The sequence below is a fragment of the Streptomyces sp. MMS24-W38 genome (genome assembly GCF_059889265.1).
The window spans coordinates 4,748,312-4,759,794 of record NZ_JCBCPP010000001.1 but is presented as its reverse complement, the minus strand read 5'-3'; the positions used below and the strand labels follow the sequence as shown (position 1 = coordinate 4,759,794).

10 protein-coding genes and 1 pseudogene are annotated in these 11,483 nt (G+C 69.8%); 9 read left to right on the top strand and 2 right to left on the bottom strand.

Annotation, left to right across the window (positions count from 1 at the left end; genetic code table 11):
• Positions 1-8 precede the first annotated feature (8 nt).
• Positions 9-674, top strand: a complete 666-nt coding sequence (locus AC6F7H_RS20635) for an NADPH-dependent F420 reductase (protein ID WP_500758399.1) — start codon at positions 9-11, stop codon at positions 672-674.
• Positions 675-875: 201 nt separating this feature from the next.
• Here the strand turns inward: AC6F7H_RS20635 and AC6F7H_RS20630 are convergent, their stop codons facing one another.
• Both AC6F7H_RS20630 and AC6F7H_RS20625 read right to left on the bottom strand, forming a co-directional pair.
• The gene (locus AC6F7H_RS20630) at positions 876-1,643 is read right to left on the bottom strand and encodes an SDR family oxidoreductase (RefSeq protein WP_500758398.1); all 768 of its coding nucleotides are present in this window, start codon (positions 1,641-1,643) and stop codon (positions 876-878) included.
• A 73-nt stretch (positions 1,644-1,716) separates the two neighbouring features.
• Positions 1,717-2,172, bottom strand: a complete 456-nt coding sequence (locus tag AC6F7H_RS20625) for a lipocalin-like domain-containing protein (RefSeq protein ID WP_500758397.1) — start codon at positions 2,170-2,172, stop codon at positions 1,717-1,719.
• Between the two features lie 479 nt (positions 2,173-2,651).
• Here AC6F7H_RS20625 and AC6F7H_RS20620 point away from each other — a divergent pair.
• From AC6F7H_RS20620 to pqqC, 8 genes and pseudogenes are all read left to right on the top strand, one after another.
• Positions 2,652-3,048, top strand: a pseudogene (locus AC6F7H_RS20620) (DUF2267 domain-containing protein).
• Between the two features lie 265 nt (positions 3,049-3,313).
• Entirely contained in the window at positions 3,314-4,708 is a 1,395-nt protein-coding gene (locus AC6F7H_RS20615) for a DNA-binding protein (protein WP_500758396.1), read from the top strand.
• 71 nt (positions 4,709-4,779) lie between these two features.
• Positions 4,780-6,996 carry a catalase/peroxidase HPI gene (katG, locus tag AC6F7H_RS20610; protein ID WP_500761973.1) on the top strand — a complete coding sequence of 739 codons (2,217 nt, stop codon included), beginning with the start codon at positions 4,780-4,782 and terminating at the stop codon, positions 6,994-6,996.
• Positions 6,997-7,454: 458 nt separating this feature from the next.
• Positions 7,455-7,916, top strand: a complete 462-nt coding sequence (locus AC6F7H_RS20605) for an MSMEG_3727 family PQQ-associated protein (RefSeq protein ID WP_363035417.1) — start codon at positions 7,455-7,457, stop codon at positions 7,914-7,916.
• 13 nt (positions 7,917-7,929) lie between these two features.
• Positions 7,930-9,630, top strand: coding sequence for a PQQ-dependent dehydrogenase, methanol/ethanol family (locus AC6F7H_RS20600; RefSeq protein WP_500758395.1), 1,701 nt, complete (start codon positions 7,930-7,932; stop codon positions 9,628-9,630).
• Between the two features lie 47 nt (positions 9,631-9,677).
• Positions 9,678-9,776, top strand: coding sequence for a pyrroloquinoline quinone precursor peptide PqqA (gene pqqA, locus AC6F7H_RS20595; RefSeq protein WP_109382866.1), 99 nt, complete (start codon positions 9,678-9,680; stop codon positions 9,774-9,776).
• Positions 9,777-9,864: 88 nt separating this feature from the next.
• Complete coding sequence (gene pqqB / locus AC6F7H_RS20590) at positions 9,865-10,776, top strand: pyrroloquinoline quinone biosynthesis protein PqqB (protein ID WP_500758394.1); 912 nt, start codon at positions 9,865-9,867, stop codon at positions 10,774-10,776.
• Between the two features lie 4 nt (positions 10,777-10,780).
• On the top strand, positions 10,781-11,479 hold the full coding sequence (pqqC, locus tag AC6F7H_RS20585) for a pyrroloquinoline-quinone synthase PqqC (protein WP_109382864.1): 699 nt from the start codon (positions 10,781-10,783) through the stop codon (positions 11,477-11,479).
• Positions 11,480-11,483: the final 4 nt, after the last annotated feature.

The following is an 11,483-nucleotide window of genomic DNA, read 5'->3' as shown; positions in this document are numbered from 1 at the left end:
GAAGGCACGTGACGTCCATCGAGGAGCAACGCATGATCGTCACCATCGTCGGTGCCGGGAACATGGCCCGCGGCATCGGTACCCGGGCATTGGCGGGCGGGCACTCCGTCCGTCTGCACGACCGCGGGAAGGCCAAGGCGGAGGAGCTGGCCACCGCCTTGAGCCAGGCCACTCCCGGAGCGGACGTCACGGCGGTCGACGCCGAGGCTGTGGCTGACTCCGACATCGTGGTGCTCGCCCTGCCCTATCCGGCCGGACGCGACGTGGCCGCCGCCTGGGCCGGCCCCCTGGCAGGGAAGATCGTCGTCGACATCTCCAACCCGGTGGATTTCACCACCTTCGACTCACTCGTCGTGCCCCCCGGCACCTCCGCCGCCGAGCAGATCGCCGCCGCCGTGCCGGAAGGCCGGGTCGTCAAGGCCTTCAACACCACCTTCGCCGGAACGCTCACCACGGGGGAGGTGGCAGGCCGGCCACTGGACGTCTTCATCGCCGGAGACGACGAGGCGGCGAAGCAGACCGTCACGGGCCTGGTCTCCTCCGCGGGGCTGCGCCCCCTGGACGTGGGACCGCTGCGCCGGGCACGCGAGTTGGAAGCCTTCCAGTTCCTGCACATGGCGTCCCAGGAACGGCTCGGCCTGAACTGGTCCAGCGCCATCGCGATCCTGCCGTGACAGCCGGCGCACCGGTCTCCTCTCTCCCCGGTGCAAAGCGTGGTGGCTGTTCTCAGCGAGTAAGCGACTACACGGACTACGTCGACCACGTGCCGGAACGCAACACGCACCACGGAAAGGTCCGGCGCGCGGTCGATGTTCTGCGTATGGACAACGGGCTCTGGAGTCTTCACCCGGAGGGGTCGGACGCTCAACGGCGTGTCATTGCGCGGCTTTTGAGCCGCCGTCGACGGCGAGGGTCTGCCCTGTGATCGACTTGGCGCTGTCGGAGGCGAGGAAGAGCGCCAGTGCGGCGATGTCGTCGGGGTCCGTGAAGTGCTTGAGGGACTGGATGCTCAGCGCGTCGGCGGTGACCTCCGCCAGGCTGCGTCCGTCGGCATCGGCTCGGCCCTGCAGGACCCGCTGGATGCGTTCACCGGCGACGGCACCGGGGGCGACGGCGTTGACGCGGATCCCGTCGTCCCCGAGTTCGAGGGCGAGCGTCTCGGTCAGACCGAGCAGTCCTCGCTTGGTGGTCGCGTAGGGGGCGCGGTTCGGGTAGCCGTAGCGACCTCCGACCGAGGACATGATGATGACGACGCCGGCAGCGGACCTCTTCAGGTGAGGGATGGAAAGCCTGGTGACGTTGAAGGTGCCGGTGAGGTTGACGGCCAGTACCTTCTCCCACTGGTCGGGGTCCGTCTCCTCCACTGATGCGGTGGGACCGGAGATCCCCGCGTTGTTGACCAGGACGTCGATGCCCCCGAGGGTGTGCACCGCGGTCTCGACGAAGGTCTCGACAGCGCGCCGGTCCGACACGTCGCAGACCGCCCCGGTGACCCGGGGCTCGGCCCGAGTGATGCGTTCCAGCGCCGACTCGTCGATGTCGCAGATGTGCACGCGGTCGCCGTTGGCCGCGAAGGCCTTGGCCATCGCGAGCCCGATTCCGCTCGCCGCCGCCGTCACGACGACGTTTCGAGGTGTGTCCATGCGGGCCCTCCTCCTTGTCGACCGCGCCGCGCTGTCCGGTGCCGGGGTGCGGGCTGTGTCCCGACCGGTGCGGTCAGTCGGGTTCGGCTCTGCGCCAGGTGAGAGCCGAGTTGACGGTCTTGCCGCTCGATGAGATGGGTGACGCGGTACTCAGATGCAACGTCTGCCCCTCGAGCCTCACCACCCGTGGCTGGGTCTGACCGGTCCAGTTGGGGAACAGGGACACGAACATGGTGTGGGTGAGGGTCTGGCTCTCCTCATCCACGTGGAAGGGGCCCGAGTAGGCGATGTAGGTGGTCGCTTCCGCCGTGTAGTCGTCGGTCGTGCCGTCGAACCAGTCCCCGGAGGCGAACACGGGGCGGTCGGGTCTGGACAACTGCGCGGACATGTATCCGTCGGGGGTGTACATGATGATGCCCTGCGGCGCGTGGCCCAGCGGTTCGAACGGCTCGGACCCGTCCACCGGGGTTTCCCGGTACGACACCAGTTTCCACGCGCCGATCAGCCGTTGACGCAGCCCTTCAGGCACGATGACCTCCGTTGTCCCATGTGCCCACCACCCCGTCTCCTCTGAGGCGCCCCGCCGATGTCGGGATGGTCGGTTCAGCCTCTGCATTGGAAAATCCCACGTCCGGCTCACGGGCGCTCGGCCAGTGCGGCGTTCGGGTTCGGGCCGTGCCGAGCCGCCGACGCGCCGGCCGGCCCGCCCCGCGGCGCACTTCCCGTCCCGGCCGACGACAGCGCCTACCGCAGCGCCCGCCGCCCTCGACCACGCCGAGGCAGGCAGCCCGGCACCGCACCACACCCGTGCTCTCGGCAACCACCACGGTCGAGCCCATCGGCGGCGCACGACGCCCCCCTCCACCACCCGAGGAGGCCGACCTCACGACCTCATCAAACTCCTTCAGGCGCAGCCCCTTCACGGCAGCCGACAAAGATCGATCTGCGTCGCCCCCTGTACCCCGCTGTACCCCGCTCGACATCGGTCGGTCCCCTGCGGAGGACGTCATGCGCATGCACCGGGACGCGTTCATCTCTGCGGTCCAAGAACGCGGCGGATACCCCACCCAGGAAGAGGCGGAACGATCCTCCCGCGTCGTTCTCGGCCTGCTGGGCGCTCATCTGGTGGGCGAAGTGCGCGCCGAGCCGGCCGCCCGGCTGCCGGAAACTCCGGCGCTGGTTCTGCTCGATCCCCTCCAGGCGCACGAACCGCTTTCGCCGGAGCGGTTCCATCCGGGCGACTGCGGCCTGGATCGAGGGCACCACCGAGAAGACCGCGGCGTGGGACGTCAGCGCCGCCCTCGGTGTGGTGGCCGATGTCGCGGGCGACGACCTGGTCGACCGCATCCTGCTCCGGCTGCCGCCGGGCTACGACCTGCTCTTCGGCCGCCCCCGGCCGACCTGACCACTGCACCACCCGTGCGTGGACGTGGCCCGACCGGGAAGCGACGTTTCGCACACACGGCCCGGAGCGGGACGTGCGCGGCCCGACAACGGTACCTAGGGTGGGGAGTGCGGGTATGTGACACGGCCCGGAACGAGTGACGAAGCAGGAAGACGCGCGACGCAGTGCCCGGTCCGCTGCAGGCCCGGCCGCGACGAACGGCGACCGGCGCGGACCGCGCGCACGCCGTCGGGCGTGGGGGATGGACCAAGGGCGGTTCTGAACCATGAGGGATGTACATCGGCTCGAGCCCGTCTCGGCGAACCCGGGCAGCGGCACCGTGCTCGCGGCGTGGGAACGGTTCGTGCAGGGCGAGGACCAGGTCCCGGGTGTCCGGCCCCTGGTGGCGATCTCCTGGCATCGCTGCCGAGAGCAATACCGGGTCGATCCCCACCTCACAGAGGCTCCGGTGGCCGTCACGACGCCCGACCATACGCCCGAGCACGATCTCGTATTCGCCGAGCTGGGTTTTCGTGCCGCCTCCGTGGCACATGAAGTGGGCAACCTCGGTGGCGTCGTCACCGTCGCCGATGCCACTGGCCGGATCCTGGCCGAGTGGGGTGACCAAGCCACGCTCGCCAGAGCCGGCGACTCCAATCTGGCGCCCTGGTTCTGCTGGTCCGAATGCGCGGTCGGCACGAACGGCATGGGCACGGCGCTCGAGGCGCACGGCCCGGTACCGATCAGGGGCGCGGAGCACTGGTGCCAGGCGTTCCACCACTGGGCCTGCGCGGGCATCGCGGTGCGTGACGTGGTGACCAGGGAACCGATCGCGGTCCTGAACATCGGCTGCTGGCGCAGCCGGCTTCCCGCGTCCGCGGAAAGCTGGCTGGCGAACGCGGTCACCATGACCCGGTACCCGCTGAAGAGGCGCGCCCGGGACAGCGGCGCCGAGTTGGTCGCGGCCTACACCCGGGCCAGGACACGCTCCGGTGCGGCGCTCGCCGCAGTGGACACCGCGGGCCAGGTGGTGATAGCCGACGACATGGCAAGCATGCTCCTGGGCGTCCCGGCATCGACCCCGGCGGTCGACCCCACGCTGAGATGGAACGCCGGGCTGCCGGAATTGATCGCAGCCGCCCGGTACGCCACCAGGCAGGCAGCCCACGATCCCGACTGGGTCGGCTCGACGCAGATCTTCGCCCACCTCGCCGACGAGCCGACATCGATCAGCATCCGACCCGTCTTCTCCTCCGGACACCTGATCGGGAACCTGGTCTCGTTCGGTGCCTCCGACGGGGCGCGGTTCCCCCAGGCGGAGGGGTCCGCGCACCCTCGGACGCAGCCGCGCCGACTGGTCGCGACGCGCGACAACCGGATGGTGCTGCTGTGGCTGCCGGAGGTCTCCTTCGCTGAAGCGCAGGGAAACGACGTGTGGCTCTCCACCGATCAGGGGCGGTTGCGAGCCGCTTCTCCGAGCCTGGACAAGCTCGACAGTGAGCTGGCCGATGTCGGCTTCCTGCGGGTGCACCGCCGGTATGTGGTCAACCTCAGCCGCATCCGGGAGATCGAGCGCGGACCCAAGGGCGGGCTGTCTCTGGTCATGGACGACCGGACGAGCGAGATGGTGCCGGTTTCCCGGCGAAACGCGCCGGCCGTGCGTCGCGCGCTGGACCTTTGAGTTTCCCGGCACGACCTCTGTCCCGGAAGGAGAACCCCGTGTCTGACAGCCCGGACGCCGTTGGTGGCGAGATGAACGTGGGGAGCGCGGGCGGCCTCGGCCTCTCTGCCCCGGCCGGGCACCCCGGTCACCCGATCGGGGGCGCGAGCAACCGCGACTGGTGGCCGAACCGGCTCGACCTCAGGGTCCTCCGGAAACACCCCGCCATGGCCGACCCCATGGGCGAGGACTTCGACTACGCCGCGGAGTTCCGGACGCTCGACCTCGACGCCCTGGCGCGGGACGTCGACGAGGTGCTGACGACGTCGCAGGAGTGGTGGCCGGCCGACTTCGGCCACTACGGGCCGCTCGTGATCCGGATGGTGTGGCATTCCGCCGGGACGTACCGCATCGACGACGGCCGCGGTGGCGCGGGCGCCGGCATGCAGCGTTTCGCGCCGTTGAACAGCTGGCCGGACAATCGCAACCTCGACAAGGCGCGCCGGCTGCTCTGGCCGGTGAAGAAGAAGTACGGCCGCAAGGTTTCCTGGGCCGACCTGATGGTCTTCGCGGGCAACCGCGCCCTGGAGACGATGGGCTTCACGACCTTCGGCTTCGCCGGCGGCCGGGCGGACGTCTGGGAGCCCGACGAGGACGTCTACTGGGGTCCCGAGCACGCCTGGCTCGGCGACGAACGCCACGGCGGCGTCCGGAATCTGGCGAACCCTCTGGCCGCCGCCCAGATGGGCCTCATCTACGTCAACCCGGAGGGACCGAAAACCGTCCCGGACCCGCTCACCGCGGCCCGGGACATCCGCGAGACGTTCCGGCGCATGGGGATGAACGACGAGGAGACCGTCGCACTGATCGCGGGCGGCCACACGTTCGGCAAGACCCACGGCGCGGCCGACCCGGACGCCCACCTCGGCCCCGAACCCGAGGGCGCTCCCCTCGAGGAGCAGGGCCTGGGCTGGAAGAGCAGCTACGGCACCGGAAAGGGCGCGGACACCATATCCAGCGGGCTCGAGGGTACGTGGACACCCACCCCGACGAAATGGGACAACGGCTTCCTCGAAACCCTGTTCGGCTACGAGTGGGACCTGGAACTGAGCCCCGCCGGCCTGTGGCAGTGGGTCCCGAGGGACGGCGGCGGGGCCGGCACCGTGCCGGACGCCCACGACCCGTCGACGACACACGCCCCGACGATTCTGACGACGGACCTCGCGCTGCGGTCGGACCCGGTCTACGAGCCGATCTCGCGGCGCTTCCTGGAGAACCCGGACCAGCTCGCGGATGCGTTCGCCCGGGTCTGGTTCAAGCTGACGCACCTCGACATGGGCCCGATCCAGCGCTACCTCGGCCCGCTGGTCCCCCAGGAGACACTGCGCTGGCAGGACCCGGTCCCCGCCGTGGACCACGAGCTCGTCGGAGCGGCGGACATCGCCGCGCTCAAGAGCCGGATCCTCGCCTCCGGGCTGTCGGTCTCCCAGCTCGTCTCGACCGCGTGGGCGTCGGCCTCGACGTTCCGTGTCAGCGACAAGCGGGGCGGGGCGAACGGCGCACGCATCCGCCTCGAGCCGCAGCGGGGCTGGGAGGTCAACGCCCCCGACACACTGGCACAGGTGCTGCGCACCCTGGAAGGGGTCCAGGAGTCCTTCAACAGCTCCCAGACCTCCCAGGCCGGGGACAAGCGGATCTCACTGGCCGACCTCATCGTGCTCGGCGGAGCCGCCGCCGTCGAGCAGGCCGCCAGGACCGCCGACCACGACGTCCAGGTCCCCTTCGCCCCGGGACGCACGGACGCCACTCAGGAGTGGACCGATGCGGAGTCCTTCGCCCCGCTCGAGCCGACCGCGGACGGGTTCCGCAACTACCGCGGCAAGGGCGGCCGGCTGCCGTCGGAGCACCTGCTGGTCGACCGCGCGAACCTGCTGAACCTGAGCGCGCCCGAGATGACCGTCCTCGTGGGTGGCCTGCGGGTGCTGGGCGCCAACTACCGGCAGTCGCCGCTGGGCGTCTTCACCTCGGCGCCCGGGTCGCTCACCAACGACTTCTTCGTGAATCTGCTCGATACGGACACGGAGTGGAAGCCGACGTCCGCGGCCGCTGAAACCTTCGAGGGGCGCGACCGCGCCACCGGCGAGGTCAAGTGGACCGGTAGCCGCGTCGACCTCGTCTTCGGCTCGAACTCCGAACTGCGTGCCCTCGCGGAGGTCTACGCGAGCGACGACGCACGGGAGAAGTTCGTGCGGGACTTCGTCGCCGCGTGGGACAAGGTCATGAACCTCGATCGGTACGACCTCGCTTGATCCTCCCTCGGGGCCCGGACGCCGGGAGAGGGTGGTGACCGGTCGGCCGGTGTCGATCGGCGGCGATCGATCGGGTCTGCCGCCGACCCGGCGCGACGCGGTGCGGCCCGGCTCCTCCCAACGGGGGCATATCGGGGGCGGACGGTAGCTTGTGGTGGACGAACGGCATGAGCCGACCCGAGCCGAGGCTCACCCTTGTCGGTGTGATCCATCCGGCGTAGCGTGTTCTTTGACCGCCAATTCATCCCCCCTTTTTTCGGTGTGGTTCATCTGGCGTAGCGCGCTCCGTGACTCCCCATTGCAGCCGGGCGTCGGGCGACGCAGAAAATGAAATTTCCAGGTCGGTCAGGACAACATTTTCGCCGAGCGGAGGTGTTCGACCAACTTCGACGTGCGGCCGTCAGTACGGCCGATGCGAAGTGGACACAGAAATTCGGGATGAGGAGAGTGAAGTCCCGATGACGACTGCGCAGGAGCGATCCGATCTGCTGGACAGGATCGGGTTGAACATACAGAACAAAGCAACGCTGGGCCAAGTGCTGGGAATCGGGAGCATCGGGCAGGCCACCGAGAGGCCGGACGGCCGCATGCAGGCCACCATTCGCATCCACCCGGATGAGCTGACCTGGGATCCCTCCATTCTGGTCATGCCCCATGGAGGCGATATCGAGCTCGAGCTCATCAATGACGACCTGAACACGCACTGCGCGCTCCTGCCGAGCAACGGCGACCGGAAGTTCATCTGGTTGGTGAACCATTCGCGAGGACGGGCGACCCTCAACCTCGACGGGCCGGGCTACTACTGGTTCAGCTCACCCACGGGCAATGACGAGGGCCGGGGACTGACCGGGGCCATCGTCGTCCTGGGGGACGCTCCGCCGGAAGCCCGCCTCGACCGCCCCGACCAGCCTCGGCCGTAGAGAGGAGGAGGCAATGACTGTCGCATACGTGGACGCGGGTGAGGCCGTCGACCAGGGGACCCTGAACTACAAGATCCCAGGGGGAGAGGTCGCGCCGCCGGTGGTGGCCGGCGTCGACTACGAGCGCATACTCAACGCCCGCGAGGAGCCCCAGAACTGGCTCACCTACTACGGCGCCTACAACGGGCAGCGGTACAGCCCGCTGGACCAGATCAACACGGAGAACGTCAGGCGCATCGGCCCCGCATGGGTCTTCCAGGCCGGCACGACCGGCCTGATCGCGGGCGCGTCGACCTACTCGTTCGAGGCCGCCCCGATCGTCGTCGACGGGGTCATGTTCCTCTCCGGCTGGGACGGCTGGGTCTGGGCCCTCAACGCGAAGACGGGTGCGGAGATCTGGCGGTACAAGCACGCGGTCCCCTTCGACGTGTCCCTGTGCTGCGGGAACGTGAACCGTGGGGTCGCCGTGGCTCAGGGAAGGGTCTTCTTCGTCACGGCGAATGCTCGTCTGCTCGCGCTCGACGCCACCAACGGCAAGCGGGTCTGGGACAAGACCTACGGAGACGTCCGGGCCGGGGAGAGCGCCACGCTCGCCCCGCTGATCGTGAAGAACATGGTCATCGTCGGGAGCTCCGGCGGCGAGTTCGGCGTACGCGGCCACCTCGACGCGTTCGCCCTCGACACCGGCGAGCACCAGTGGCGCTGCTACACGGTGCCGAAGCCCGGGGAGCCCGGCTCGGAGACCTGGCCCGCCGACGGCGAGGCCTGGGCGCGGGGCGGGGCGAACTGCTGGGTCACCGGCACCTTCGACCCGGAGACGAACCTGCTGTACGTCGGCACCGGCAACCCGGCGCCCGACTTCGACGGAGCTGTCCGCGAGGGCGACAACCTCTTCACCGACAGCGTCATCGCCGTCGACGTGGACAGCGGTCAGATCCGCTGGCACTACCAGTGCACCCCGCACGACGTGTGGGACTACGACAGCATCGCCGAGTGCATCCTGTTCGAGCAGGACGGGCGCAAACTGCTCGGGCACTTCGACAAGAACGGCTACTTCTTCGTCCTTGACCGCACGAACGGCGAGAGGGTCCGGATCACCCCCTTCGTGGACCGCATCACCTGGGGGGCGATCACGAGGGACGGCCAGGTGACGGCCAAGGTGTACCCGGACGAGGAGGGAGTACCGGTCCACTTCTACCCGGGTCCGGCCGGCGCCAAGGAATGGACCCACGCGGCCTACAGCCCGAAGACCGGGCTCTTCTACGTCCCGGTCCAGGACACCGGTGCCACGGCCACCCGGCGGCGCCGGGAGTTCAAGGAGAGCATTCCGTACTGGGGCGCGGGCGTTCAGGTGGACATCGAGGACATGGCGGGGTCCGTCAGCGCGTTCGACGCGAACGGCGAGGAGAAGTGGCGTCGGCGCAACGAACTCCCGATGTGCGCCTCGGTGCTGGCCACCGGCGGCGACCTGGTGTTCGCCGGTAAACCCTCCGGGGAGTTCGTCGCGCTCGACGCCCGCACCGGGGAGACGCTGTGGCAGTTCCAGTGCGGAAGCGGCCACCACAGCAGCCCGACCACCTACATGGTCGACGGCAGGCAGTACATCGCCGTGCCGGTCGGTTGGGGCGGATGGGCCGAGGGGTTCCTCCCCGGCATGCTCGGCGCGGGGCACGGAAGCGCCCTGTTCGCCTTCGCCCTCCCGGAACCGTCGTAGCGCGTGAGCGGAGCCTGCCGCAATGCGGACCGTGAGGAGGTGAATCCATGGAGTCCCAGCTCGCTGTGTGGGAGACCCCCGAGTTCGACGAGATCGGAGTCGCGGCCGAGGTGACCATGTACGTCGCTCGGTTGGAGGACGAGTGACACGGGGCGGCGCCGGACCTGGTCCGGCGCCGCCCGAGGGCTCGGCCCGGCCGCGGACGGCCGGGCCGACGACGGAGCCGGATCTTCGATGAACGATGAACGGAGTACCGACGTGTTGCTACGGGTGCTGGGCTCGGCGGCGGGGGGTGGTTCCCCGCAGTGGAACTGCGGTTGCCCGGTGTGCTCCGCGGTCCGCTCCGGGGCCGGCCTCGCGCGCACCCAGTCGTCGGTCGCGGTCAGCGCCGACCGCCGCCGGTGGTTCCTCGTCAACGCCTCGCCCGACGTCCGCACCCAGATCGAGGCCTTCCCCGGCCTGCACCCGCACGACGACCGGACGACGCCGCTGGAGGCGGTGCTGCTCACCGACGCCGAACTGGACCACACGCTGGGCCTGCTTCTGCTGCGCGAGGCCCGCGCCCTGCGGCTGTACGCCACACCGGCGGTGCGCGAGACCCTGTGTGTCGGCTCGGGGATTCTGCGCACGCTCGAGCGCTACTGCCCGGTCGAGTGGCGGGCAGTGAGTCCCGGTGCCGACCTCGCCCTGGCGGACGGGCTGTCCTGCCGGGCGTTCGACGTGCCCACCATCAAGCGCGACCGGTTCGGAGCCGGGGTGGACCACGGCCGCGTCGTGGGCTACCGGCTGACCGACGAGCGCAGCGGAGGAACGCTGGTGTACCTGCCAGGGGTGCAATCGCTGACGCCGGCGCTGCGCGTGGAGATCAAGGGCTGCGCATGCCTGCTGATCGACGGGACCTGCTGGCGCGACGACGAGCTCGTACGGCTCGGCCTGGCCGGCAGGACGTCCCGGGACATGGGCCACCTGCCCATCGACGGTCCGGACGGCAGCCTGGCGCAGCTCCCGTCGCTGGGCGTGGGGCGGACGATCTTCGTGCACATGAACAACACCAACCCGGTCCTTCTGGAGGACGCGCCCGAGCGGCGTACCGTGGAGGAGAGCGGCATGGAAGTGGCCATGGACGGCCTCGAGGTCCAGGTGTAGAGCCATGACGACGACAACCACGGGAACCGGTGCCGACGCCTTCGTCGAGACGCTGCGGGCCCACTCGCGGCGGTACCACGACCAGCACCCGTTCCACGTCCGGATGAACGCCGGCCTACTGAGCCGCCTGCAGATCCAGGGCTGGGTGGCCAACCGCTTCTACTACCAGGAGAACATCCCCCGCAAGGACGCCGCGATCCTCTCCGACTGCCCCGACCTCGAGGTCCGCCGCCGCTGGATCCGACGGATCGTCGAGCACGACGGCACCGCCGCCGGCGAGGGCGGCATCGAGGCGTGGCTGCGCCTCGGCGAGGCCGCCGGGCTGACCCGCGAGGAGATCCGGGACCACCGGCATCTGGTACCCGGGGTGCGGTTCGCCGTCGACGCCTATGTGAACTTCGCCCGGACCCGCCCGTGGGTGGAGGCGGTGGCGTCCTCGCTCACCGAGCTGTTCGCGCCCGACCTGATGGCGGCGCGGCTGGCCGCGTTCGAGCGGTGGTACCCGTGGATCGCCCCCGAGGGCCTCGCCTACTTCCGCGCCCGCCTGGAGCAGGCCCCCCGCGACTGCGAGCACGCCCTCGAGGTGGTCACCGCGCACTGCCTCTCCGCCGAGTCCCAGGCGCGCGCCGTCGACGCGCTGTCGTTCAAGTGCGACGTCCTGTGGAGCCTGATGGACGCCATCGACCAGGCCTACCCGGAGTGACCGT